Below are 23,027 nucleotides of genomic sequence, written 5' to 3'. Positions count from 1 at the left end.
AGGGCGACCTCCTCCTGGAAGCAGGCACTCCGCCGTGTCCCCGCTCGTTCTGAGGTCCGCCGCCTCCGCGGTCCTCGTCGCCGCCCCCGTGCCGTCACCAGCCGCGCCAAGCAGCAGTCGCCCTCGCTCATCATGATCGTGCTCCTCTCCGGCGCCGGCGCGCTGCTCTACGGCGCCTTCCTGCTCAACCCGCGCAACATCGGCGACCCCCTCCCGTTCGCCATCGTCATCATCTGCGAGCTGTACCTGATCGGCCAGGCCGCGCTCACGATGTGGACCGCCCTGTCGAGCACGTACGACCCGCGCGACTCCGCCTTCCACTCCGCCCGAGCGACGCTCTACGGGAGCCCGGTCGACGGCATCCCGATCGGCGAGGACCTCTACCTCGGCCGCCGCCGCATCACCGTCGACGTCTTCATCACGACCTACAGGGAGGACCCCGCGATCATCGAGGAGACGGCCCGTGCGGCCCGCGACATGCGCGGCACTCACGTGACGTGGCTCCTCGACGACGGGGACGACCCGCAGGTCGCCGCGATCGCCGATCGCCTGGGCGTCCGGTACGTGGTGCGCGAGGACCGCGCGGGTGCCAAGGCCGGCAACGTGAACCACGCGCTCCGTCTGACCGACTCGGACTTCGCCGTGATGATCGACGCCGACTTCGTGACCGTGCCGGAGTTCCTGGAGGAGACTCTCCCCTTCTTCGCCCACGACGACGTCGCCTTCGTGCAGGCCCCGCAGGTCTACGGGAACGCGCACAACTTCATCTCGCGCGGCTCCGCCTACATGCAGATCGTCTTCTACGCCCTCACCCAGCCGGGCAAGAACAAGTACAACTCCGCCTTCTGCGTGGGCACCAACGCCGTCTTCCGCCGCAAGGCCCTCGACGACATCGGCGGGATGTACGAGGGCTCGCAGTCCGAGGACATCTGGACGTCGATCTTCGTGCACGAGCGCGGCTGGCGCTCGATCTTCGTGCCGATGACCCTCGCGGTCGGGCGCACGCCCGAGACGATCGAGGCCTTCGTCCGCCAGCAGGTCCGCTGGGCCGTCGGCGGGTTCGAGATCCTGCTCAAGCACAACCCGTTCTCGCCGAAGCGCCGGCTCACGACCGACCAGCGCGTGCAGTACTTCATGACCGTCACGTTCTACTTCACCGGGATCGTGCCGCTGGGCCTGATCGTGCTGCCCCCGCTGCAGATCTACCTGAACATCACGCCGGTCAGCCTGGAGGTGCCGCTCGTCGAGTGGATCCTCTTCTACTGCGGGTTCTACGTGCTGCAGATCGGGCTCGCGCTGTTCATCATCGGCTCGTTCCGGTGGGAGACGCTGCTGCTGTCGACCGTCACCTTCCCGATGTACACGAAGGCGTTCTTCCTCGCTCTCGCGGGCCGGAAGCCGGCCTGGACCTCGACGGGCGCGACCGGGCAGGCCGCCTCGCCCTTCAACTTCATCAAGGTGCAGATGGTCTTCCTGGTGTTCCTGGCCGCGACCTCCGTCGTCGGCTTCCTCAAGGCGGAGTGGACCGCGGAGTACTCGGTGGCGCTCGCCTGGAACGTCCTGAACACCCTCACGCTCGGAGCGTTCGCGGTGATCGCGGCGCGCGAGCACGTCCTCCTGAAGCGCGCCGCCCGGGCCGAGGTGGTCGCTCCGAGCGGCCCCGCCGTCGCGGGACGCCACGGACTCGCCGTGGGTGCGGCATGACCGCGCTGCGCTGGCTCGGCTTCCTCGCCTCGTGCGCCCTCGCGCTCGGCGTCGCCGCCGCCGGCCTGGTCTACGCGAACAACTCCTCGCTCACCGTGCGGGCGGCGAGCGCTCAGCTCGTCACCGACGAGTACTCGCTGGGGACGCCCTACGCGGGCACGATCCAGGACCTCACGATCTCCCGCGGCGACGCGGTGGAGAAGGGCGACGTGCTCTTCAGCCTGCAGAGCACCGTCCTCGAGTCCGACATGCAGACGAAGACGTTCACCAGCGCCGATGTCGGCTACCGGATCGAGGAGGGCGGCCTGATGGTCTTCACGGCGGCGCTGGACGGCGTGGTCACATCGGTCGACGCCGAGATCGGCTCCTTCGTCGAGGAGGACCAGATGATCGCGGTCGTCGCGATCTCGGACTCGATCCACCTAGAGAGCGAGTTCGTGCTCGGCGCCCGGGACTACTCGCGGGTCCCGATCGGCGGCACCGTCGCCGTGGCGATGCCGGACGGGACGACCGTCGACGCCGAGATCTACGACGTCGAGGTGGAGCGGTTCCACGAGGGGCGGGCGACGACCGTCATCCGCGCGCGCACCGACGAGATCACGACGCAGGACTACACCGTGGTCGGAGCTCCCGTCGCGGCGGAGGTGCGGCTCCGCGACGACGGCGACGGCTTCGGCGGCTGGCTGGTCGCCCAGCTCGGCAGGCTCTTCACGCCGGGCGGATTCGCGCGGTGAGGCGCGGGGCGGGGGCGGCCCTCGCTCTCGCCCTCGCGATCGCAGGCCTCACCGGATGCACGTCCGACGGCTCCGCGTCCGACTGGGCCGTGGCAGCGTCCGTGCACGCGCGGGAGCTGCCGCAGGTCCCCGGCCCCTACGCGGGGACGGCGCGGCTTGCCGAAGGGGTGCGGCCGCCGACGAACTCGTGGGTGTCCGGACCGGTGTTCGGGGAGGATCCCCCGCTCTACTCAGGGATCCTCACCGTCACGCCGCGCGCCGACGGCTTCACCGTGGGCCTCCCGATCGTGGAGGCGGCTCCGCGGACCGTCTACGCCCTCGCCCGGGACGATCTCACCGTGACGGTCCCCTCGAGCGCGGTGGCGCTCTCCGCGTTCGACGACCTCGTCGCGCACTGGAGCCTCGCGGGTGCCGGTGAGCTCGTCGCAGCCGAGGGCTGGCCCTACGCCTCCTACCGGACCGAGAGCGCCCAGACTGTGCTGATCGGAGGCGCCACCGCTCCCGAGCGCGCGGCCGGCGGCCTGCTCCTGGTCACCGCGGGCGGACAGCGGTACGGGCTGGTGGCGCCCGCCGCCGCCCTCGATACGTTCCCCCGGATGACGCTGGACGGCACGCTGCTCCTCTTCGCGGTGCCTCCGGGAGCGAGCAGGGCGCGGATCGACGAGCTTCGGCGTCGTGCAGTGCCCCTCGAGGGCGCGAGCGTCTCCCACGACGTCACGGCGAGCACCACCACCACGACCTACGCGCTGCGGACCGAGGGCGGCGCCGAGACGTTCTTCGGCCTCGGGGCCGAGGGGGCGATCGGCTACGACACGCTCTACGGCCGGGTGGGGCTCCGTGCGGGAACGTCGTTCTCCCGCGCCGCCCCCACTATCGTCGAGTCGGGGGCGCTTGATCTCGGCTCCCTCACGGCCGAGGAGAAGACGACGCTCCGGACGCAGGTGCCACTCGACGCCGCGGCCACCCGCTTCGCCGCGCCCGACACCTACGGAGCCGGCAAGGAGCTCTACCGCGCCGCTGCTCTGCACCGTCTCGCCGTCGACCTCGGCCTGGAGGAGGTGGCGGCCGACCTGCACGACCGGATCGCCGCCGAGCTCGACCAGTGGCTCGACCCGCGCGGCTGCGCACCGGGCGCCGTGAAGTGCGTCGTCTACGACCCGGTGCTCGGAGGCGTCGTCGGCTCCGCGCCGTCGTTCGGGTCCGACGCGTTCAACGACCACCATTTCCACTACGGCTACCTGCTCTCCGCCGTCGGGATGCTGGCCGCTGAGGACCCGTCCCTCCTCGAGCGGTACCGGACCGTCGCGGACCTGCTCGCCCTGGATCTCGCCTCTCCCGTCGACACCGCCGAGTTCCCGCGGCTGCGCGTGTTCGACGTGTACCGCGGCCACTCCTGGGCCTCGGGGCTCGCTCCGGCCCGCGACGGCAACGACCAGGAGTCGGTGTCCGAGGCGGTCAACGCCTGGAACGGCCTCGCCCTCTGGGCCGCCGCCTCCGGGAACGCGCCGCTGCTCGAGGAGGCGCGCTGGCTGCTCTCCCTCGAGACGCAGGCGGCCGCAGACCTGTGGCTGAGCCCGGAGACGCCGGTCGGCTTCGAAGCGCCGTTCGTCGCGATCAACTGGGGCGGCAAGCGCGACTACGCCACCTTCTTCGACGCGACACCCTCGGCGCTGCTGGGGATCGAGCTGATCCCGATGCCGCCGTCGACCGCGTTCCTCCCCGACCCCTCGCGGGTCGACGAGCTCGTGGCCGGAGCCCCAGGCGCGCCGCTCGCCGACTACGTGCTGATGCTGCAGGCGACCAGCGACCCGGCCGCGGCTCTCGCGCGGGCGGAGCGCCTGCCGGACTCCTCGATCGACAGCGCCGACTCGCGCAGCTACCTGGTGGCGTGGATCCTCACCCGCTGATCCCGCACAGCCCGCTCAGCCCGCGTGCGCTCCGAGGAACGCGAGCGCCCGCGGCCAGGCGTCGGTCGCCGCCTCGGCCTGGTAGGTCTGCTCGTTCGCGTCGTTGAAGAAGGCGTGGCCCGCTCCCGGGTAGACGACGACCTCGACGTCCTTGCCCTCGGTCGCCTCGCGGATGCGCGGCACCTGCTCGACGAGGGGAGCGTCCTGATCGCCCAGGAACGCCAGCACCGGCACCTGCAGCGCGCCGAGCTCCTCGGCGGACGCGGTGACGTGCCCGTAGAACGGCACGGCCGCCGCTAGCCGCGGCTCGGCCAGCGCGAGCGCCCACGAGAAGGTGCCGCCGTAGCAGAACCCGGTGACGGAGACGCTGGTCGCGCCCTCCTGGCGCAGGAGCCGCTCGACGAGGGCGCGGAGGATCGCGACGGTGCGCGTCGCGTGCTCCGGAGTGAAGACGGGGGCGAAGAAGGTGCGCAGCTCGACCTGGCGCGGCAGGCGCCGCACCGGGTGGTCGTAGTCGGCGCGCTGCTCCTCGTCGAGCTGCTCGAGCAGGCCGCTGTCGGCCAGGAGCTCGGGGGCGACGACGCTGTAGCCCTCGGCCGCGTAGCGGTCGGCGACCGAGCGGATGTGCCCGTCGACCCCCCAGACCTCGTGGATCAGGATCAGCGCGCGGCCGCCCTCACCGCTGCGGTACACCGGTACGTCGTGCTCGGCCAGGGTCCAGGTCTCATCGCTCGTGGGCATGCTCGCACCCTAGCCCCGGACCCCGGGAGCACGCGTCGTCAGAAGTCGTACTCGCAGTTGCGGAGGTTCGCCACGTCCTCGGTGAGCGTCGGCTCCCCGCCGAGCAGGAACGCGTAGTTCTTCGAGTTGGAGGCCAGGAAGCGCAGCGTCGAGTCGTGCACGCAGTCGCGCTCGGTCAGCAGCACGGACGAGCCCAGGGCCGCCGCCGTCGTCGCTCCCGAGAGGGCGTCGGCGAAGGAGGACCCCGCGGCGAGGAAGACGCTGTCCTGCAGCAGCGACTGGGGGTAGGCGCTGTTCAGCTCGACGCTGGTCTCGTAGCGGTCGCGGCCGGCGATCCTCGAGACCGAGGGGGCGAGGCCGCGACGCGCGAAGTCCGCCACGTACGCGTCCCGGATCGAGGGGTCGCCGCCGAGGAACTCCACGTGCTCCGGCGCCAGATCGCGCACCGCGGTCGCGGTCGCGGAGTCGGCGCCCGAGGTCGCACCGTCGACCAGCAGCACGGGCTGCGCACGCCAGCCGGCGATCGGCGCGGCCGACAGGGCGTCGGGGAAGTTCGTGCCGGTCGCGACGAACATGTTCGAGTAGGGGCCGCTGCCGAAGGCGTCTGCGACGATCCGGCGGGAGGTGTCGTAGCGGTCCGTCCCGCCGATGCGCTCGGTGCCGCCGACGATCGAGCGGATCGCGGAGAGGACCCCGGGGCTCACGCTCAGCTCGCTGCCGACGACCACGACCCGCTCCGGGCGGAGGCGGCGGATCTCGTCGGAGACGACCCGAGGCAGGCGGTCGGGATCGGTGAGCAGGAGCGCGCCTCCGAGGGCGGCGGCGGCCGGGCCGGCGCTCAGCGCATCCGGCCAGTTCGCCCCGCTGGCCACGTAGAGCACCGGGATGCCCGGGGAGAAGTAGCCCGTCGCCTCCACCGAGGTCGCGTAGCGGTCCGATCCGGCGAGGCGGCCGGTGTACTGCTGGTAGTCGCTGCTCAGCGAGAGGTCGATCCCGGCGGCCGATCCGCCCACCGGGACGCGCACGTCGCCCGCGTCGCCCGAGCGGAGGACGTGGTCCCAGTAGCTGTCGTCGATCACGTCGTCGCGGCTCGACGCCCGGACGAGGTAGTCGCCGGGGACGACCTGCTGGAACGAGTACGGGTTGTCGCCGCCCGTGATCAGGTCGAGCTCGCCGGTGCGGAAGTAGCCGTCGGTTCCCGGGTCGCGGTACCAGATGTCGACGCGCTGGTCGCCCGCGACGCCGCTCAGGCGTCCCTCGAGCGACCCCAGCCGTGCGGTGCGCAGCTGCACGCCGGCCGCCGGGGCCTGAAGCGGCTCGGCGCTGCGGGCGACGGCGCTGCCGCCGGACCAGAGGTCGGCGTACAGGTCGGCGTCGTCCTTGATCAGCAGGTAGTAGGTCTGCCCGGCGGTGAGCCCGTCGATGCTGAAGGTGAGGTCGCCGGCGACGGAGTGGTTCCCGAGGAGCCCCGCCTCGCTCGACCAGACCTCGACGTTCAGGAGGGCGCCGCGGGGAGTGGTGGTCGCGATCGAGCCGTCGGCCTCCTCGACCACGACACGGCCGCTGATCGACGCCGCAGCGCTCGCACGGGCGGCGCTCGGCGCCTCGTCCGGCACGGCGGGCAGGGGGGACTCGGCGCTGGGCTGCCAGAGAGGCTGCCCCTCGGGGAGCACGATCGAGCGGGGCGCGTCGGAGGCGGCGCCGAATGCGGCGACGGGGGCGGCCGACGGCGCGGCCGCCGATGCGGCGGAGGCGAGCGGGCTGGAGGTGATCGCCAGGGCGGCGACGAGGACCGCGGAGGCGGCGGACCTCAGAACGAGCGGGGACACGGCGGAGTGCCTGCTTCCAGGAGGAGGTCGCCCTGCGGCCGACCCGGCGGAGGGGATCGCGCTCATGCTAGCGGCGGCCCGCGCCCCGTCGTCCTCCCCGATCAGGGGTCAGGAGACAGGCGGCGCGACGAGGATGTCGTCCCACTCCAGAGCACGCTCGAACAGGAAGCCGTGCCGCTCGTAGAGGCGGCGGGCGTCGCTGCGCTTCAGCACGTCGAGCCGGAAGGGCAGACCCGGCCGCGCCTCCTCCGCCATCACCCGGCGCAGGACGGCGCCGCCGACTCCGCGTCCCTGTGCGTGCGGCGCCAGGTAGAAGTGCTCGATCCAGACCGCGTCCGGCTCGACCCGCGCGGCGATGCTCCCGGCGAAGGCGCCGTCGAGCTCGATCACCCGGGTGAGCTCGGGCCGGTAGCCGTCGAGGAAGCGGTGCCGCACGCGGTGCTCGTCGTAGCGGTCGAGCGTCTCGAGCGACGGGCGCATGACGACCGCGCGCAGCTCGGCGATCGCCGCGGCGTCCTCCGCGGTGGCGGGGCGGAGCGACCAGCCGGCGTCGTCGGCCACGGTCAGCGGCCGCGGGGCTTGCGGGTGCGCCGCACCGCCGGCGCCGACGCCTTGGCGCGGGCCGGCTTCTTCTTGCCGCCGCCGGCCCTCTCCGCCTTCTCGCGCGCCTCCCGCGCCTTCGCCTTGGCGGCCTTCGCCCGCGACTCGACCTTCGGCGTCGCGGCGGTGCCGCGCGTGGTGTTCGCGCTGCGGCCGCGGACGACTCCGATGAAGTCCTCGACGTCGTCGCCCTTGTCGTCCGTCACCCAGGCGAGGCGGACGGAGGAGGGAGCGACGCCGGTCACCGGCACCGCGGTGACGTCCTTGCGGCTGTGCACGCGCGCCACCGACTGCGGCACGATCAGCACGCCCACTCCGGCCGCGACCTGCTCGACCGCGTCGTCGAGGCCGGCCATGCGCGGCAGCGGGCGCCGCGAGCCGTCCGCGAGCTCCTCGGCGACCGCGGCCCACTCCGGCACGTCCTCCGGATCCTGGAGGAGATGCTCGCCGGCGAGCTCGGCGACGTCGAGCTCCTCCGCGGCGGCCAGGACGTGCTCGCGGCCGACGACGGCGACGGGCTGCTCGTCGTAGAGGTGGATGGAGCTGAGGGCGGAGGAGGAGACGTCGCCGCGGACGAACGACAGCTGCGCGCGGCCGTCGAGCAGCGCCTGCTCCTGATCGCGCTCGGCGACGACGGTGATGCGCAGCGGGAGATCGGAGCGGCGCTGGCCCCAGACGCGGGTCCACTTGGTGGGGGTGACGCCGGGCACGAGGGCGACGGCGAGCACGGGGCCGTCGGGGACGGCGTCCTCGGCGTCGGAGTCGGCGTCGTCGGAGTCGGCGTCGTCGACATCGCTGTCCCCGGCGTCGCTGTCCTCGGAGTCGAGGTCGTCGGAGTCGCCGTCCTCGGAGTCGCCGTCGGTGTCGTCCGACTCGGTTCCGGCTCCGGCGCCGACCGCGCCCGATCCGGCCGACGCATCGACAGCCGCCGCGTCCGCCCCGCCCTCCGGACGCCCCTCCGCCTCGGGAGCGGCCTGCGGGTCGACGGTCTCGGGCTGCTCGCTCATCCCCTCAGGGTAGGTGGTCCGCGCCGCGCCGGTAGGGTTGCCGCATGGCCAAGGCGACACAGACGATGAAGGCTGCGACCGCGGCGAAGAAGCTGCAGGTCTACCTGCCCGCGACCCCGGAGGAGTTCCAGGAGTCGGCGATCACGCGCGAGCAGTACGACGAGCTCGCCGCGAACCCGCCCGCCTGGCTCGTGCAGCTCCGTGAGGAGGGGCCGCACCCGCGCTCCGTCATCGCCTCCCGGCTGAACGTCTCCATCTCGGGGCTCGCCCGCGGCGGCGTCACCGAGGCGCTGACCACTCCCGAGATCCAGGCCCTGCTCGACGAGGTCCCCGAGTGGCTGCGCGTCGAGCAGAACCGCTACGCGGAGGTCCGCCGCGAGCAGGCCCGCATCAAGTCCGAGCGCGCCGCCAAGGCCGCCGACTGACCGCTCTCCCGCCTGCGGGACCCCGATCCGGCGCGGGCGACGTGGCCTGCGGACCGGAGCGGGATCCCGCCGAGGGGAGCCGCGCGGCTACTGGTTCGAGAACGCGGCGTCGAACGACGCGGTCGGGGTCCTCCAGAGCAGCGAGCGGATGAAGCCGACGGCCTCCTTCGCGCCGTGGAGGCGGTCCATCCCGGCGTCCTCCCACTCGATGGAGATCGGGCCGGAGTAGCCGATCGACTCCAGCGCGCGGAACGCGTCCTCCCACGGGACGTCGCCGTGCCCCGTCGAGACGAAGTCCCAGCCGCGGCGCGGGTCGCCCCAGGGCAGGTGCGACCCGAGCACGCCGGCGCGGCCGTTCTTCGGGCGCAGGCGGGTGTCCTTGCAGTCGACGTGGTAGATCCGGTCCTTGAAGTCGACGATGAAGCCGACCGGGTCGATGTCCTGCCACATCATGTGCGACGGGTCCCAGTTGAAGCCGAAGGCCGGGCGGTGCCCGATCGCCTCGAGGGTGCGCACGCTCGACCAGTAGTCGTAGGCGATCTCGGACGGGTGCACCTCGTGCGCGTAGACCACGCCGTTCGCGTCGAACTCGTCGAGGATCGGGTTCCAGCGGGTCGCGAAGTCCTCGTACCCTTCGTCGATCACGGAGGCCGGCACCGGCGGGAACTGCGCCACGTAGGGCCAGATCTTCGAGCCGGTGAAGCCGACGACCACGTCCACGCCGAGCTTGCGGGCGACCCGCGCCGAGCGCTTCATGTCCTCGGCGGCGCGCTGACGCACCCCCTCCGCGTCGCCGTCGCCCCAGGTGTAGTCGCGCACGAGTGCCTTGTGGCGGAAGTCGATCGGGTCGTCGCAGACGGCCTGACCGGTGAGGTGGTTCGAGATGGCGAAGACCTCGAGGCCGTAGCGGTCGAGGATCTCCAGGCGCGAGGCGGCGTAGGCGTCGTCCTCGTCCGCGCGCTTGAGGTCGAGGTGGTCGCCCGAGGCCGCGATCTCGAGTCCGTCGTAGCCCCACTCGGCGGCGAGTCGGGCGACCTCCTCGAAGGGCAGATCGGCCCACTGCCCGGTGAACAGCGTCACGGGGTGGGTGGCGGGGTAGGTCTTCTCGTCGCTCATGCGGCGATCTCCGTCCAGTCGGCGGCGGGCACGGTCACCCAGGCGCCTGTCTCGGCCGCGTCGAGCACGGCCTCGGTGATGCGCGCCGCGCGGAGGCCGTCGGCGAAGGTCGGCAGACCCTCCACGTCGGCGCCCGCCACGGCGGCGTAGGTGTCGCGGGCGAACGCCGTGAAGGCGTCCTGGTAGCCCATCGGATGACCGCTCGGCACGATCGAGAGCCGGGCCGCATCGGGCGCGAGGATCGAGGCGTCGCGCGGCACCAGCAGGGCGCTGTCGCGCCGGCCGACCCACAGCGTCTCGGGGAGCTCCTGCTCGAAGCGCAGCGACTCCTCCAGCCCGGACACCTCGAGCACCAGCTCGTTGCGGTGGCCCGCGGTGACCTGCGAGACGAGGAGCGTGCCGACGGCGCCGCCCTCGAGCCGGACGATCAGGCCGGCCACGTCCTCGGTGCTCACGGGGCGGCCGCCGCGCTCGGCGTGGACGGTGCTCGTGATCGCGGCGAGCGAGTCGATCCGGTCGCCGGTGACGAACTCCAGCAGGTCGACCAGGTGCGAGCCGATGTCGCCGAAGGCGCGCGAGCGACCGCCGGCGGCCGGGTCGACGCGCCAGTTGTCGTCGGAGGCGCCCAGCAGCCAGTCCTGGAGGTAGCTCCCGCGGACGGTGACCAGGCGGCCGGTCTCGCCGGAGGCGACGCGGGCACGGGCCTCGCGCACCATCGGGTGGAAGCGGTAGGCGAACGGGACGGTCGCCACCACGCCGGCGGAGGACGCGGCCGCAGCGAGCGACTCCGCCTCCCGCAGCGTCGCGGCGAGCGGCTTCTCGCACACCACGTGCTTGCCCGCCTCGATCGCCGCGAGCGCGAGTGCGGCGTGCGTGGCGTTCGGGGTGCAGACGTGCATGAGGTCGATGCTCTCGTCCTCGATCAGGGCCCGGGCGTCCGGGTAGGCGCGCTCGACGCCGAGCTCGGCCGCCGCCCGCTCGCCCTTCTCCGGGGTGGAGGAGGCGACTCCGGCGAGCACCGCTCCGGCGCTGCGGGCCGCGCGGCTGTGCACGGCCGCCATGAAGCCGCCGCCGAGCACGCCGACGCGCAGGGGCGCGGGCATCAGGAGAGGGTCGCTTCGGTCGGGTCCCAGCTCTCGGGCAGTGCGGGGCGGGGCGTCACGGAGCTCGTGACGAGGACCTTCTCGCCGGTCTCGGCGGCCTCGAGGAGCGAGAGCATCACGTCGGTGACGTGGTACGCGAGGTCTCCGGAGGCGGCCTCGGGGCGGTCGGCCCGGATCGCACGGGCGAGCTCGAGCACGCCGGTGCCGCGGGAGGCGGTCGAGCCGGTCGCCGCGATGACCTCCGGCTCGGCGGACCCGCGGCGGTGCAGGGTGATCTCTCCGTCGTGCTGGTTCGGGTCGGGGAGGACGAGGGTGCCCTCGGAGCCGTTGATCTCGACGAAGCCGGTGCGCGGCAGGCTCGACTCGAAGCTCCACACGCCCTGGGCCGAGGCCCCGGACTCGAAGCGGAGCAGCCCGGCGATGTGCGTCGGGATGGTCACCGGGAACTCGGTGCCCTCCTTCGGGCCGGAGCCCACGACGCGGGTGGCGCGGGCCTGGGACGAGACGGCGGTGACGCTCTCGACGGGGCCGAGGTTCTGCACGAGCGTGGTGATGTAGTACGGGCCCATGTCCAGCAGCGGTCCGCCGCCCTCGGCGAAGAAGAACTCCGGGTTCGGGTGCCACGACTCGGGGCCGGGGCCCTGGAAGAGGGTGAGGGCGGAGAGCGGCGTGCCGATGGCTCCGCTCTCGATCACGCGCTGCGCCGTCTGGAGGCCCGCGCCCAGGAAGGTGTCGGGAGCGGTCGCGACGCGCAGCCCCTTCTCCTTGGCCAGCGCGAGCAGCTCGATCCCGCTGTCGCGGTCGAGCGAGAAGGGCTTCTCGGTCCACACGTGCTTGCCCGCCTCGACCGCGCGGCGCGCGACCTCGACGTGCGCGGCCGGGATCGTGAGGTTCACGACGATCTCGATGCCCTCGTGCGCGAGGAGCTCCTCGACGGTGCCGGAGGCGGGGACGCCGAAGGCCTCGGCCTGGGTCCTCGCCCGCTCGAGGTCGATGTCGGCGACGAAGAGCACCTCGAGGTCGGGGAAGACGGTGAGGTTGGTCAGGTACTGGGTGCTGATGTTGCCGGCGCCGATGACGCCGACGCCCACGCGGCCGGTGCCGCTCATGCGCCGAGCCCCGAGACGTAGCGGTGGGCCGACTCCAGGCCCTCGAAGATGTCGCCGGCGTAGGCGTCGAACTCCAGCACGGGCAGGGCCTGCGGAGCGGCGGCGAGGATCGCCGGGACGTCCATCGCGCCCTCGCCCGCGGGCAGCTGCTCCTGGGTGTCGGCCGAGATCGGGCCGTCCTTGACGTGCAGGAAGCGCACCTGGTCGCCGAGGCGTCCGAGCACCTCGACCGGGTCGTCGCCGCCGACGGCCGCCCAGTAGGTGTCGAGCTCGAGGACCATGCGCGGGTCGAGCAGGCTCGCGAGGCGCTCGAAGGCGCTGCGGCCGTCGACGCGGTTCTCGAACTCGAAGGCGTGGTTGTGGTAGCCGAGCACCAGGCCGCGGGCGGCGGCGGAGTCGACCAGCGCGTTCAGCTCGTCGGCGATGCGGGCGACGTCGTCCGCGGTGGTCCAGCGGGTCGGGTCGACGAAGGGGTCGATCACGGTCTCGACGCCGAGCGAGGCGGCCGTGTCGAGGATCTCGTCGACGGTGGCGTCGCCCTGCGGGCCGAGGAGGCGCGCGTGGGCGCTGGGAGCGCGCAGTCCGCTGGCCGGGAGCGCCGCGCGGTAGGCGTCGGCCAGGTCGACGAACCCGAAGAGCTCGACCGTGGTGAAGCCGATCGCCGCGAGGCGGTCGAGGGTGGCGGGCAGATCGGCCGCGAGCGGCTCGCGCACCGAGTACAGCTGGACAGAGAGGTCTGGGGGTGTGGCCACCGGTGGGGCTCCTGATCGCATCGGAAGGTGTGCCTCGAACCCTACGCGGACTTTTGCTCACGGACAAGCAAAACTAGCCCTGCGCGCCCGCCAAGTCGGGCACCCGCCGCACAGAAGCACGGGCGCTGTGGTTGACTCTGGCCATGTCCCCGCGCCGCCGCATCACCGTCAGCGCGGTCGGCGAGCTGCTGCTCCTGCTGGCCGACGGGGCGCCCCGGACGCGGGCCGACGTGGTCGCCGAGACGGGCCTGCCGCGCGCGGCCGTCTCCGCCCAGCTCGACGTCCTCACCGCCTCCGGCCTGGTCGCCCGGCAGGACGACGCCCCCTCCTCCGGCGGCCGCCCCGCCGCCCGCGTGGCCTTCGACCCCCGGGCGCGCAGCCTCCTCGCCGTCGACCTGGGCGCCGCGCACGCCGTCATCGCCCTGACCGACCTCGACGGCACGGTCCTCGCCCGCCGCCGCGAGAGCATCGCCATCGCCGACGGCCCCCTCGCCGTCCTCGGCCACGCCCTCGACGTCGCCGCGGCCCTGCTCGGCCGGACTCCGGCGGCCGGCCCGCTCGCGGGAGTCGGCGTCGGCGTCCCCGGACCCGTCGAGCACGCGACGGGCCGCCCGGTGAAGCCGCCGATCATGCCCGGCTGGGACCGCTTCGACATTCCGGAGTTCGTCGGCCGCCGCCTCCCCGTGCCCGTCCTCGTCGACAACGACGTGAACCTGCTGGCGCTCGGCGAGCACGCCGACCACTACGCCGACGTCGACGACCTCCTCTACGTGAAGGTCTCCACCGGCATCGGAGCCGGGATCGTCAGCGGCGGCGCCCTGCAGCGCGGAGCCCTCGGAGCCGCGGGCGACCTGGGCCACGTGCAGGTCCCCGGCGACCGCGGCGAGGCCGACCTCGAGGCGATCGCGAGCGGCTCGGCGATCGCCCGCCGGCTGACCGAGTCCGGGATCGACGCCGCCAGCACCTCCGACGTCGTCACCCTGCTGACCGGCGGGGACCCCACCACCGTCGAGCTCACGCGCGCCGCCGGCCGCGACATCGGCGAGGTGCTCGCCACCTGCGTGAACCTCCTGAACCCGTCCGTCATCGTCGTCGGCGGCAGCATCGCCCAGGCCAGCCACGAGGTCCTCGCCGGGGTCCGCGAGGTCGTCTACCGCCGCTCCCTCCCCCTGGCGACCCGCGCGCTCGACATCGTGCAGGCCGCGGCCCAGGGCGGAGGCGTCCGCGGCGCCGCCCTGATGGTCCGGCGCCACCTCCTCTCCCCCGCGCACGTCGACGCCTTCCTCGACGCCTGAGCCGCCGGCGCGAGCCGTCCCGCCCCGGTGAGACGCCGCGGGTCGGCGTGCCGATTCGACCGGGCGCCGCAGGGGGCAGAGAATGAATCGGTGCCCGACCTGCAGCTCTCCTTCCCCTGGGAGACGCAGCCCGTCTTCACGGACGCCGAGCCCCCGCACCTCCGGAGGGTCGTCGCCGACTCCTCGGACCGCGTCGCCTGGCTCCGCGCCCGCTCGCGCGGCATCACGGCGACCGACGTCGCCCGCCTCTCCTCCCCCGCCGCGATCGGCAGGGCCGCGCTCGACAAGCTCTACGGCACCGGCTTCGGCGGCAACGCCTTCACCGACCACGGCCGCGCCCGCGAGCCCGAGATCGCCGCCTGGGTGCGGAGCGAGCACGCGATCGAGCCCAGCAGCACCCTCTTCCACGCGAGCCAGGAGCGGCGCCACCTCGCCACGCCCGACGGCATCGGCCTCCGCGAGGACGGCCGGCTCGAGCTCTGCGAGATCAAGACCACGACGAAGCCGTGGCGGAGCATCCCGCGCCACTACCTGCGGCAGGTCTTCTGGCAGCAGTACGTCCTCGGCGCCGAGCGCACGCTCGTCGTCTGGGAGCAGCACCGCGACTTCGTGCCGATCGAGGGCGAGCCGAACTCCCGCTGGGTCGACCGCGACGAGGACGAGATCCACATCCTCGTGCGGCTGGCGGGGATGCTGATGGCCGAGCTGCACGAGCGGACGCGCGCCCGGTGACGGTCCTCCTCCTGCACGGCCTGGGCGGCGACCGCTCCCAGCCGCTGGGGCTGCTGCGCTCCGCCCTCCCCGCCGGCAGCGAGGTCATCGCTCCGGACGTCCGCGCCCACGGCGCCTCCGAGCTGCTCGGCGCGCCCGACGACTTCGCGCTCGAGGCGCTGGCCGACGAGGTGACGGAGGAGGTCGTGCGCGCCGGAGCCGCGCACAAGCCGCTCACGGTGCTCGGCATCTCGATGGGCGCCGCGATCGCCCTGCGCCTCGCGGTCCGACGCGTGCTGCCGATCGACCGCGCCGTCTTCGTGCGCCCCGCCTTCACCGCCGAGCCGCTGCCCGAGAACCTCACCGTGTTCCCCGTCATCGCGCAGCTGCTGCACGACCACGGCGCGAAGCGCGGCGAGCGGATGTTCCGCGCCTCGGGCCTGTTCGCGCGCGCCGCCGAGGTGTCCCCCGCGTCGGCGGAGGCGCTGACGCTGCAGTTCCGCTCCCCGCGCGCGGCCGAGCGCGCCGTCCGGCTCGCCCAGATCCCGCGGAACGCCGCCTACCGCGACTCCGGAGAGCTGGGCGAGGTCATCGCGCGCACCCTGGTGATCGCGGCCGAGCGCGACCCCGTGCACCCGGTCGAGGTCGCGGAGGCGTGGGCTAGGGCTCTTCCGGATGCGGACTGCGAGCGGGTGCCGTCGCGGGACGAGGGCTTCGCCGATCAGCAGGACCGGATCCGCGGGCACGTCCGCGGCTGGCTCGCTCAGCGCTGAGGTCCTCGAGCGCGAGCACCAGGCCGACGAACGCGAGCCAGAGCACTGCGATCGCCGTCGCCACGAACTCGAGCGTGCCGCCGAGCCGCAGCCACACGCGCAGGAGCGACAGGATCCCGCCCGTCCCGGCGACGACCGCCACCGAGATCCCGGCGGCGAGCGAGAGCCGCGCGACCGAAGGGCGCCCCCGCACGGTCGCCAGCTGGAGCATCGCGGCGCAGGCGGCCCCGAAGCCGAGCACGGCGGCCGAGGTGTGGATGAGGTCCTGCCAGCGGAAGGCCGGCCCGACCGGCAGCGGGCAGCCCGCCGTGCAGGTCACCTGCGAGGCGAGCGCGAAGCAGGCGGCCGCCAGGAGGATCGCGCCCGCCGGGCGGAGGGCGGGGAGCAGGCGGGCGCGCACCGGCCAGGCGCCCGCGGCGATCAGCGCGCCGCCGGCCGCCACGAGCAGAAGAGCGGCCTCGAAGGCGCCCGCCGTCGGCAGGTCCGGCGCGCCCATCTCGCTGACGTAGACCCAGCGGCTGGTGCCGATGCTGATCCGGGCGGCCAGGAGGACCACGAGCCCGGCCAGGACAAGGAGTGCACCGCCGACCAGCAGGGTACGTCGGCGTCGCATCCCCTCATCGTGCCAGACCGGGCGCCCGCGGCTCCGCGCGCCAATCTTCTCCCGAGGGTGACACCCCCGTAACAGCGCCGACTCATTGCCTCGATTGACTGGTCGCGGCGTCGGATGCGGGGATCGGGGGCGACGTCCTCGGCACGCTCCACCCGCACGCCTCAGCGACAGGAAAGGCGACGATGCACACCAGCGCGCTCGGGCACGGCCTCGCGATCGGCGAGATCCCGGAGGAGGTCGTCCTCCCCGACACGATGACGGCGGCGGTGATCGACGCGCCGGGCGACGCCTCCGCCCTGCACCTGGCGACCGTGCCGACCCCCTCCGCCATCAACGCCGAGTTCACCGTGAAGGTGGTCGCGGCCGGCGTGAACCCGCTCGACGCGAAGACGCGCGCGGGCCAGGGGGTCGCCTCGCAGATCGCCTCCTACCCGGCGGTCCTCGGCCACGACTTCTCGGGCGTCGTCGTCTCGAGCCCCTACCCGGCGCATCCGCTGCGGCCGGGCGACGAGGTCTACGGCTTCGTCATGGTGCCGCGCTACTCGGGCTCCTACGCGGAGTACGTCAGCGTGCCGAGCGTCTCCATCGCGCGGAAGCCGTCGACGCTCTCGCACGTGGAGGCGGCCGGCGTCCCGCTCGCGGCGCTCACCGCCTGGGGCATGGTCGTCGAGCTCGCCAAGGCGCACGAGGGCCAGCGGATCCTCATCCACGCCGGGTCGGGCGGAGTCGGCCACTTCGCGGTGCAGTTCGCCGCCTACTTCGGCGCCTCGGTGATCGCGACCGGCTCGACCCGCAACCTGCAGTGGCTGCACGAGCTCGGCGCCGCGCAGGTGATCGACCACACCGCCGAGCGCTTCGACGAACTGCTGTCCGGCGTCGACGTGGTCATCGATCTGGTCGGCAACGTCCACGACGACACGGGCTCGCGCTCGCTGAGGGTCCTCCGCCCCGGGGGCCTGATCGTGAACGCGCCCACCGGGAGCTGGCCCGGGTTCTTCGAGGAGGCGGCCGCTGCGGGCGTCCGCGCCTCCACCTACCGCGTCGCTCCCGACGGGGCGACCCTCGGCGTGGTCTCGCGCCTTCTCGAGTCGGGCGACGTCCGCGTCTTCATCGACGGCATCTTCCCCCTCGCCCGCGCCTGCGAGGCGCACGAGCAGCTCGAGACGGGCCACACCCGCGGCAAGATCGTCCTCACCGTCTCCGAGGGCTGACCTCGGCGAGAGGCCACTCGGATACGCCGCGCGGAGCGGGTCGCGTACCCGGGTGGCGTCTCGCGGGGAGGGTCAGGCGAGAGAGCGCTCGAGGACGAAGTCGTCCTCCCAGCGGTCGCCGACGAGGAAGCGCTTGCGGCCGACGACCGCGAAGCCGTGCTTGGAGTAGAACCGCTGAGCACGCGCGTTCTCCTCGTTGACGCCGAGCCAGACGCCCGCGGCACCGTGTGCCCGCGCCTCCTCGAGGGTCGCGGCCATCAGCGCGGCCGCCGCTCCGGAGCCGTGCCGGCCGGGCAGGAGGTAGAACTTGCTGAGCTCGACGGTCGGACGCAGCCGGATCGCCGCGACGACGTCGGCGTCGGCGGGCTCCCCGCGCACGAGCATCGCGTAGCCGGTCAGCGCGCCGGAGTCGTCGTCGACCAGGAGCGAGCGGAGCGGATCGGCGAGGTGGTCGCGGAAGCGCTCGACCGAGAGCACGGTGCGCACGAATTCGGCCTTCGCCTCCGCGGTGGTGTGCGACGGGCTGGCCAGCGGGAACGTCGCGGCGGCCAGCTCGGCCAGGGCGGCGGCGTCGGCGGGGGACGCCCGGCGGACGGTCACGGGAGGCGCGGCGGAGCGGAGCGGCGGATCACCGGTCCAGTATGCCGGGACGACGAAGGAGGGGGCCCGCCGAAGCGGACCCCCTCCTCACGTCAGTGCGTGCTCGGCTCAGGCCAGGACGTTGACGTCCAGCGGGATGCCGGGGCCGAAGGTCGTCGAGACGGCGGCCTTCTGGATGTAGCGGCCCTTCGAGGAGGACGGCTTGAGGCGGAGGATCTCGTCGAGCGCGGTCTTGAAGTTCTCCTGGAGCTGCTCCTCGGTGAACGCGGCCTTGCCCACGACGAGGTGCACGTTGGCGTGCTTGTCGACGCGGAACTCGATCTTTCCGCCCTTGATCTCGGTCACGGCCTTCGCCACGTCCGGGGTCACGGTGCCGGTCTTCGGGTTGGGCATGAGGCCGCGGGGGCCGAGCACCTTTCCGAGACGGCCGACCTGGCCCATGAGCTCCGGGGTCGAGACGGCGGAGTCGAACGAGGTGTACCCGCCCGCGACCTTCTCGATGAGCTCGGCGCCGCCGACCTCGTCGGCACCGGCGGCCAGCGCGGCCTCGGCGGCCGGACCGGTCGCGAACACGATGACGCGGGCGGTCTTGCCCGTGCCGTGGGGCAGGATGACCGTGCCGCGGACCATCTGGTCGGCCTTGCGGGGGTCGACACCGAGCTTGAGGGCGACCTCGACGGTGCTGTTGAACTTGGCGGAACCGGTCTCGCGGGCGAGCGCGACGGCCTCGTCGGCCGTGTAGAACTTGCCCTCTTCGAGCTTGGCCGCGGCGGCCCGGTAGGCCTTCGACTTCTGTGCCATGTTGTTTCTCCTTGAAACGAGAATGTGGTTCTAGAGCCTGGCGGGCTCTCCCACGGGGGTGATGGAGTTCTGGTGGTGCCGCGATCGCGGCCGTGACTGCTGCTCGCGGGAGGCGGGGAGGTCCTGCGGAGGCGTATCCGGACCGGGCGTGCGACCCCGCTGAGGGGCCGCCGTCGGGTTCATGAGGCTTCCGCGGTGGGTCCGCGCCGGTGGGCGCGTCGCTCCCGCCGTCGAGCAGCGCGTCGCGCTACTCGACCGTGATGCCCATCGAGCGGGCGGTGCCGGCGATGATCTTCGCGGCGGCGTCGATGTCGTTGGCGTTCAGGTCGACCTGCTTCGCCTCGGCGATCTCGCGGACCTGCGCCTGGGTGAGCTTCGCGACCTTCACGGTGTGCGGGGTCGAGGAGCCCTTGGCGACGCCGGCGGCCTTCTTGATGAGCTCCGCCGCGGGCGGGGTCTTCAGCACGAAGGTGAACGAGCGGTCCTCGTAGACGGTGATCTCGACGGGGATGACGTTGCCGCGCTGCGACTCGGTCTGCGCGTTGTACGCCTTGCAGAACTCCATGATGTTGACGCCGTGCTGACCGAGCGCCGGACCGATCGGGGGCGCGGGGTTGGCCGCGCCGGCCTTGATCTGGAGCTTGATCAGGCCGGTGACCTTCTTCTTGGGGGCCATTCTGATTCCTTTTCTCAGGGTTCGAGCGGTCGGGGGCTCCCGGCCGCTCTCCCGCGCATCCGACGGTGCCGGATCGCGGTGGAGGAGGGTCGTCCGGCGCGCGCAGAGGCGGGCGCCGACACGAAAACCCGTACGAGCTTACACGAGCGGGGCCACCCCCGACAGGGCGGAGGAGGGGCCGGCGCCCGGGTGCGCGCTGGCGGTGCCGGAGGAGGCGCCGCCCGGAACGGCGAACGCCCCCTCCGACCTGCGGAGGGGGCGTTCACGCGGCGCGGAGGCGACGCGTCAGAGCTTGGTGACCTGGTCGAACGACAGCTCGACCGGGGTCTCGCGCTCGAAGAGCGAGACGAGCACGGTGAGCTTGCCGCTCTCGGGCTTGATCTCGCTGATCGAGCCGGGAAGACCCGCGAACGAGCCCTCCTTGATGGTGATGGTCTCGCCGATCTCGAAGTCGACCTCGGCGGGCAGCACGCGCTGGGCCTGCTTCTGGCCCTTGGCACCGGAGGTCTTCGAGGGGGCGACATCCTTGATCTCGACGAGGCTCTTCAGCATCGTGAAGGCCTCCTCGAAGCGCAGCGGGGTCGGGTTGTGGGCGTTGCCCACGAAGCCGGTGACGCCCGGGGTGTGGCGGACGACCGACCACGAGTCCTCGTTGAGGTCCATGCGCACCAGCACGTAGCCGGGGATGCGCACCCGGGTGACCATCTTGCGCTGGCCGTTCTTGATCTCGACCACGTCCTCCATCGGGACCTGGACCTCGAAGATGTAGTCCTCGGCCTCGAGCGAGACCTTGCGGTTCTCGATGTTCGACTTCACGCGCTTCTCGAAGCCGGCGTAGGAGTGGATGACGTACCACTTGCCCGGCTTGCCGCGCAGCTCGGTGCGGAAGGCCTCGTACGGGTCGATGTCGGCGAGGTCCTCACCGGCGGACTCGGCGTCCTCGGCGGCGACCTCGGCCTCGTCCTCGACGGCCTCGAGGGCCGCTTCGGCCTCCTCGACGGTGTCGATGTGGGCGGCCTCGTCGACCGCGGAGTCGGCCTCGGGGTCGTCGACGGAGCCGATGGCGTCCAGCGCTGCCTCGAGGTCGGAGGCGAGGTCGTCCTCGGACTCGTTCTCGTCGATGATGCTCAGCGCACCCTGCTCGGCGGGCTCGACGGCGTCCTCAGCCTGCGACTGGACGTCGCCCTCCTGCTCCTCCTCGACCTCCGACGACTGCTCGGCAGCCGTCGCCCAGTCGACGTCGTCGCGGTTTCTGTCAGACACTCGTCACAACTCTCTCTCGATCGATCGGTCGCGCCCCTCGGGGCGCGTCCCGCTGTCGCCGGCACCCTCCGCTCGCGCGGCCCGGATGCTCTCGGGTCAGGCGGCGGGTGTGCCGAACACGTACGTCACGGCCAGGGCGAAGACCCAGTCGAGGAAGGACACCAGCGCCATCATGATGACGACGAAGATCAGCACGACCACGACGTAGTTGCCCAGCTCCTTGCGGGTGGGCGTCACGACCTTCTTCAGCTCGGCGATGACCTGCCGGATGAAGAGGGCGATGCGCGCGAACGGGTTGCGCCGCGCGGCTCGCTGCTGATTGGCGATCGCGACGACGTCCTCGCTCGGCTCGTCGACTGCTTTCCCGGCCACCTGCACGCACCTTTCCCGCACCGGAACCTCCGGTGTGGCCGACCGCCCGTCATGGGCGGCCCTGGACCGATGACCGCAGCGTCGCGGGGACCGCGTGCGACGGGCATCGATGTGCAGGGCGGACAGGGCTCGAACCTGCAACCTGCGGTTTTGGAGACCGCTGCTCTACCAATTGAGCCACCGCCCTATGGATGCCGTTGCGAGCATCCGAGGAGGAGACCGACCCGCCGCCCCACCGCCGCGACCCTCGCGGGCGCTGCGGATGAGGGCAGAGATCGACTACCTCGGACGAGTGTACGTGGACCCGAAGGGCGTGTCCAGCCGAGCGGCGGGGGGCCTCGGAGCCCCGTGTGCGCGCAGGATACGCTGGCCGTCGTGTCCTCCACCACGCGCATCTCCGCCCGCATCGCCGCCATCGCCGAGTCCGCCACTCTGAAGGTCGACGCCAAGGCGAAGGCCCTCCAGGCCCAGGGCCGCCCGGTCGTCTCCTACGCCGCCGGCGAGCCCGACTTCCTCACTCCCGAGCACATCGTCGAGGCCGCCTCGGCCGCCGTGCTCGACCCGAGGAACTACCGCTACACCCCCGCGGCGGGCCTCCCCGACCTCCGCGCGGCCATCGCGGAGAAGACGGCGCGCGACTCCGGATGGGCCGTCGACCCCTCGCAGGTCGTGGTCACCAACGGCGGCAAGCAGGCCGTCTACCAGGCCTTCCAGACCCTCCTCGACGACGGCGACGAGGTGCTGGTGCCGACCCCGTACTGGACCACCTACCCCGAGGCGATCAAGCTCGCCGGCGGCGTGCAGGTGGACGTGTTCGCGGGCGCCGACCAGGGCTACCTGGTCACGGTCGAGCAGCTGGAGGCCGCGCGCACCGAGCGCACCAAGGTGCTCCTGTTCGTCTCCCCCTCCAACCCCACCGGCGCCGTCTACTCGGCCGAGCAGACCCGCGAGATCGGCGAGTGGGCCGAGGAGCACGGCCTCTGGATCATCGCCGACGAGATCTACCAGAACCTCGTCTACTCCACCGGCGACCAGGACGACGCGAGCCCGCTCGAGCACGCGACCTCGATCGTCGAGGCGGTGCCGGCCCTGCGCGACCGGACGATCCTCGTCAACGGCGTCGCGAAGACCTACGCGATGACCGGCTGGCGCGTCGGATGGATGGTCGGCCCGGCCGACGCGATCAAGGGCGCCTCGAACCTCCAGTCGCACCTCTCGAGCAACGTCTCGAACATCTCGCAGCGCGCCGCGATCGCCGCCCTCACCGGCCCGCAGGAGCCGGCCGAGGAGATGCGCCTGGCCTTCGACCGCCGCCGCCGCACCATCGTCGCCGAGCTGAACGCGATCGACGGGATCGAGTGCCCCACCCCCGGCGGCGCGTTCTACGTCTACCCCGACGTGAACGGGCTGCTGAACCGCGAGTGGAACGGCACCACCCCGACGACCTCCCTCGAGCTCGCCGACCTCATCCTCGAGCAGGCCGAGGTCGCCACCGTCCCCGGGGAGGCCTTCGGACCGAGCGGCTACCTCCGCCTGTCCTACGCCCTCGGCGACGACGCGCTCCTCGAGGGCGTGCGCCGCTTGCAGCGGCTCTTCGGCACCGTCTAGCCCCTCTCCTCCTGCGTCGTCGATAGGCCGCGGCCGGCTCGACGACGAGGTGCGTCGCAGAGAGCGGGATGCGCAGC

Annotated in this window: 23 protein-coding genes and 1 tRNA gene; 9 read left to right on the top strand and 15 right to left on the bottom strand. The window is 72.8% G+C overall.

The window, feature by feature from the left end:
• From C5C56_RS07645 to C5C56_RS07635, 3 genes are all read left to right on the top strand, one after another.
• A partial coding sequence (locus C5C56_RS07645) for a glycosyltransferase family 2 protein (protein ID WP_146086459.1) occupies positions 1-1,704 on the top strand: 1,704 nt, incomplete at its 5' end.
• Positions 1,701-2,438, top strand: a complete 738-nt coding sequence (locus tag C5C56_RS07640) for a biotin/lipoyl-binding protein (RefSeq protein ID WP_104247768.1) — start codon at positions 1,701-1,703, stop codon at positions 2,436-2,438. The genes C5C56_RS07645 and C5C56_RS07640, both read left to right, overlap by 4 nt.
• The gene (locus tag C5C56_RS07635; protein WP_104319329.1) at positions 2,435-4,345 is read left to right on the top strand and encodes a glycosyl hydrolase; all 1,911 of its coding nucleotides are present in this window, start codon (positions 2,435-2,437) and stop codon (positions 4,343-4,345) included. The genes C5C56_RS07640 and C5C56_RS07635 overlap by 4 nt, the downstream gene beginning before the upstream one ends.
• A gap of 15 nt (positions 4,346-4,360) precedes the next feature.
• Here C5C56_RS07635 and C5C56_RS07630 read toward each other — a convergent pair whose 3' ends face one another.
• The 4 genes from C5C56_RS07630 to C5C56_RS07615 form a co-directional block, all read right to left on the bottom strand.
• On the bottom strand, positions 4,361-5,086 hold the full coding sequence (locus tag C5C56_RS07630) for a dienelactone hydrolase family protein (RefSeq protein WP_104223644.1): 726 nt from the start codon (positions 5,084-5,086) through the stop codon (positions 4,361-4,363).
• A gap of 38 nt (positions 5,087-5,124) precedes the next feature.
• Entirely contained in the window at positions 5,125-6,915 is a 1,791-nt protein-coding gene (locus C5C56_RS07625; RefSeq protein WP_104319328.1) for a cell wall-binding repeat-containing protein, read from the bottom strand.
• A gap of 108 nt (positions 6,916-7,023) precedes the next feature.
• Positions 7,024-7,476 carry a GNAT family N-acetyltransferase gene (locus tag C5C56_RS07620; protein WP_258063585.1) on the bottom strand — a complete coding sequence of 151 codons (453 nt, stop codon included), beginning with the start codon at positions 7,474-7,476 and terminating at the stop codon, positions 7,024-7,026.
• Between the two features lie 2 nt (positions 7,477-7,478).
• Positions 7,479-8,522, bottom strand: coding sequence for a LysR substrate-binding domain-containing protein (locus tag C5C56_RS07615; protein ID WP_104247771.1), 1,044 nt, complete (start codon positions 8,520-8,522; stop codon positions 7,479-7,481).
• A 44-nt stretch (positions 8,523-8,566) separates the two neighbouring features.
• Here C5C56_RS07615 and C5C56_RS07610 point away from each other — a divergent pair, with 44 nt between their 5' ends.
• Complete coding sequence (locus C5C56_RS07610) at positions 8,567-8,947, top strand: DUF5997 family protein (protein WP_104223641.1); 381 nt, start codon at positions 8,567-8,569, stop codon at positions 8,945-8,947.
• Positions 8,948-9,034: 87 nt separating this feature from the next.
• Here C5C56_RS07610 and C5C56_RS07605 read toward each other — a convergent pair whose 3' ends face one another.
• Genes C5C56_RS07605 through C5C56_RS07590 form a run of 4 tightly spaced genes read right to left on the bottom strand, consistent with a single transcriptional unit; the run spans position 9,035 to position 13,027 of the window.
• Entirely contained in the window at positions 9,035-10,063 is a 1,029-nt protein-coding gene (locus C5C56_RS07605; RefSeq protein WP_167299019.1) for a sugar phosphate isomerase/epimerase, read from the bottom strand.
• Positions 10,060-11,166, bottom strand: a complete 1,107-nt coding sequence (locus tag C5C56_RS07600; protein WP_104319327.1) for a Gfo/Idh/MocA family protein — start codon at positions 11,164-11,166, stop codon at positions 10,060-10,062. Before C5C56_RS07600 ends, C5C56_RS07605 begins: the two co-directional genes overlap by 4 nt.
• On the bottom strand, positions 11,166-12,275 hold the full coding sequence (locus tag C5C56_RS07595; RefSeq protein WP_104319326.1) for a Gfo/Idh/MocA family protein: 1,110 nt from the start codon (positions 12,273-12,275) through the stop codon (positions 11,166-11,168). The genes C5C56_RS07600 and C5C56_RS07595 overlap by 1 nt, the downstream gene beginning before the upstream one ends.
• Positions 12,272-13,027, bottom strand: coding sequence for a sugar phosphate isomerase/epimerase (locus C5C56_RS07590; protein WP_258065619.1), 756 nt, complete (start codon positions 13,025-13,027; stop codon positions 12,272-12,274). The genes C5C56_RS07595 and C5C56_RS07590 overlap by 4 nt, the downstream gene beginning before the upstream one ends.
• A gap of 143 nt (positions 13,028-13,170) precedes the next feature.
• On the opposite strand from C5C56_RS07590, the gene C5C56_RS07585 reads away from it, so the two are divergent.
• The 3 genes from C5C56_RS07585 to C5C56_RS07575 all read left to right on the top strand — a co-directional run bounded on the left by C5C56_RS07585 (position 13,171) and on the right by C5C56_RS07575 (position 15,806).
• Complete coding sequence (locus C5C56_RS07585; RefSeq protein WP_104319324.1) at positions 13,171-14,322, top strand: ROK family transcriptional regulator; 1,152 nt, start codon at positions 13,171-13,173, stop codon at positions 14,320-14,322.
• 99 nt (positions 14,323-14,421) lie between these two features.
• Positions 14,422-15,054 (top strand): YqaJ viral recombinase family protein, encoded by a 633-nt coding sequence (locus tag C5C56_RS07580; protein WP_104238303.1) that lies wholly within the window; start codon positions 14,422-14,424, stop codon positions 15,052-15,054.
• Positions 15,051-15,806, top strand: a complete 756-nt coding sequence (locus C5C56_RS07575) for an alpha/beta fold hydrolase (protein ID WP_181137568.1) — start codon at positions 15,051-15,053, stop codon at positions 15,804-15,806. The genes C5C56_RS07580 and C5C56_RS07575 overlap by 4 nt, the downstream gene beginning before the upstream one ends.
• Here C5C56_RS07575 and C5C56_RS07570 read toward each other — a convergent pair.
• Positions 15,694-16,419, bottom strand: coding sequence for a DUF998 domain-containing protein (locus C5C56_RS07570; protein ID WP_104319322.1), 726 nt, complete (start codon positions 16,417-16,419; stop codon positions 15,694-15,696). The two genes, C5C56_RS07575 and C5C56_RS07570, sit on opposite strands and share 113 nt — an antisense overlap.
• A gap of 182 nt (positions 16,420-16,601) precedes the next feature.
• Here C5C56_RS07570 and C5C56_RS07565 point away from each other — a divergent pair, with 182 nt between their 5' ends.
• Positions 16,602-17,630 carry an NADP-dependent oxidoreductase gene (locus C5C56_RS07565; protein ID WP_374952914.1) on the top strand — a complete coding sequence of 343 codons (1,029 nt, stop codon included), beginning with the start codon at positions 16,602-16,604 and terminating at the stop codon, positions 17,628-17,630.
• A gap of 72 nt (positions 17,631-17,702) precedes the next feature.
• Here C5C56_RS07565 and C5C56_RS07560 read toward each other — a convergent pair whose 3' ends face one another.
• From C5C56_RS07560 to C5C56_RS07535, 6 genes are all read right to left on the bottom strand, one after another.
• Positions 17,703-18,230 (bottom strand): GNAT family N-acetyltransferase, encoded by a 528-nt coding sequence (locus C5C56_RS07560; RefSeq protein ID WP_104319321.1) that lies wholly within the window; start codon positions 18,228-18,230, stop codon positions 17,703-17,705.
• Positions 18,231-18,338: 108 nt separating this feature from the next.
• On the bottom strand, positions 18,339-19,031 hold the full coding sequence (rplA, locus tag C5C56_RS07555) for a 50S ribosomal protein L1 (RefSeq protein WP_104223633.1): 693 nt from the start codon (positions 19,029-19,031) through the stop codon (positions 18,339-18,341).
• A 247-nt stretch (positions 19,032-19,278) separates the two neighbouring features.
• On the bottom strand, positions 19,279-19,707 hold the full coding sequence (gene rplK / locus C5C56_RS07550) for a 50S ribosomal protein L11 (protein WP_104223632.1): 429 nt from the start codon (positions 19,705-19,707) through the stop codon (positions 19,279-19,281).
• Positions 19,708-19,992: 285 nt separating this feature from the next.
• Positions 19,993-20,970, bottom strand: coding sequence for a transcription termination/antitermination protein NusG (gene nusG / locus C5C56_RS07545; RefSeq protein ID WP_104223631.1), 978 nt, complete (start codon positions 20,968-20,970; stop codon positions 19,993-19,995).
• A gap of 96 nt (positions 20,971-21,066) precedes the next feature.
• On the bottom strand, positions 21,067-21,342 hold the full coding sequence (secE, locus tag C5C56_RS07540) for a preprotein translocase subunit SecE (RefSeq protein ID WP_068208793.1): 276 nt from the start codon (positions 21,340-21,342) through the stop codon (positions 21,067-21,069).
• A gap of 114 nt (positions 21,343-21,456) precedes the next feature.
• A tRNA-Trp gene (locus tag C5C56_RS07535) sits at positions 21,457-21,529 on the bottom strand.
• Between the two features lie 179 nt (positions 21,530-21,708).
• On the opposite strand from C5C56_RS07535, the gene C5C56_RS07530 reads away from it, so the two are divergent.
• A complete protein-coding gene (locus C5C56_RS07530; protein WP_374953278.1) occupies positions 21,709-22,950 on the top strand; it encodes a pyridoxal phosphate-dependent aminotransferase in 1,242 nt (413 codons plus the stop codon).
• Positions 22,951-23,027 lie beyond the last annotated feature (77 nt).

It is taken from the genome of Rathayibacter sp. AY1D1 (assembly GCF_002932635.1).
Lineage (GTDB): Bacteria > Actinomycetota > Actinomycetes > Actinomycetales > Microbacteriaceae > Rathayibacter.
The sequence above is the reverse complement of the archived record's forward strand: the minus strand, read 5'-3'. Positions and strand labels throughout refer to the sequence as shown.

Coding starts and splice junctions, on each gene's coding strand:
- C5C56_RS07640 (WP_104247768.1), top strand. CDS start 1,701: ATGACCGCGCTGCGCTGGCTCGGCTTCCTCGCCTCGTGCGCCCTCGCG.
- C5C56_RS07630 (WP_104223644.1), bottom strand. CDS start 5,086: ATGCCCACGAGCGATGAGACCTGGACCCTGGCCGAGCACGACGTACCG.
- C5C56_RS07615 (WP_104247771.1), bottom strand. CDS start 8,522: ATGAGCGAGCAGCCCGAGACCGTCGACCCGCAGGCCGCTCCCGAGGCG.
- C5C56_RS07610 (WP_104223641.1), top strand. CDS start 8,567: ATGGCCAAGGCGACACAGACGATGAAGGCTGCGACCGCGGCGAAGAAG.
- C5C56_RS07605 (WP_167299019.1), bottom strand. CDS start 10,063: ATGAGCGACGAGAAGACCTACCCCGCCACCCACCCCGTGACGCTGTTC.
- C5C56_RS07600 (WP_104319327.1), bottom strand. CDS start 11,166: ATGCCCGCGCCCCTGCGCGTCGGCGTGCTCGGCGGCGGCTTCATGGCG.
- C5C56_RS07595 (WP_104319326.1), bottom strand. CDS start 12,275: ATGAGCGGCACCGGCCGCGTGGGCGTCGGCGTCATCGGCGCCGGCAAC.
- C5C56_RS07585 (WP_104319324.1), top strand. CDS start 13,171: ATGTCCCCGCGCCGCCGCATCACCGTCAGCGCGGTCGGCGAGCTGCTG.
- C5C56_RS07570 (WP_104319322.1), bottom strand. CDS start 16,419: ATGCGACGCCGACGTACCCTGCTGGTCGGCGGTGCACTCCTTGTCCTG.
- C5C56_RS07565 (WP_374952914.1), top strand. CDS start 16,602: ATGCACACCAGCGCGCTCGGGCACGGCCTCGCGATCGGCGAGATCCCG.
- rplA (WP_104223633.1), bottom strand. CDS start 19,031: ATGGCACAGAAGTCGAAGGCCTACCGGGCCGCCGCGGCCAAGCTCGAA.
- rplK (WP_104223632.1), bottom strand. CDS start 19,707: ATGGCCCCCAAGAAGAAGGTCACCGGCCTGATCAAGCTCCAGATCAAG.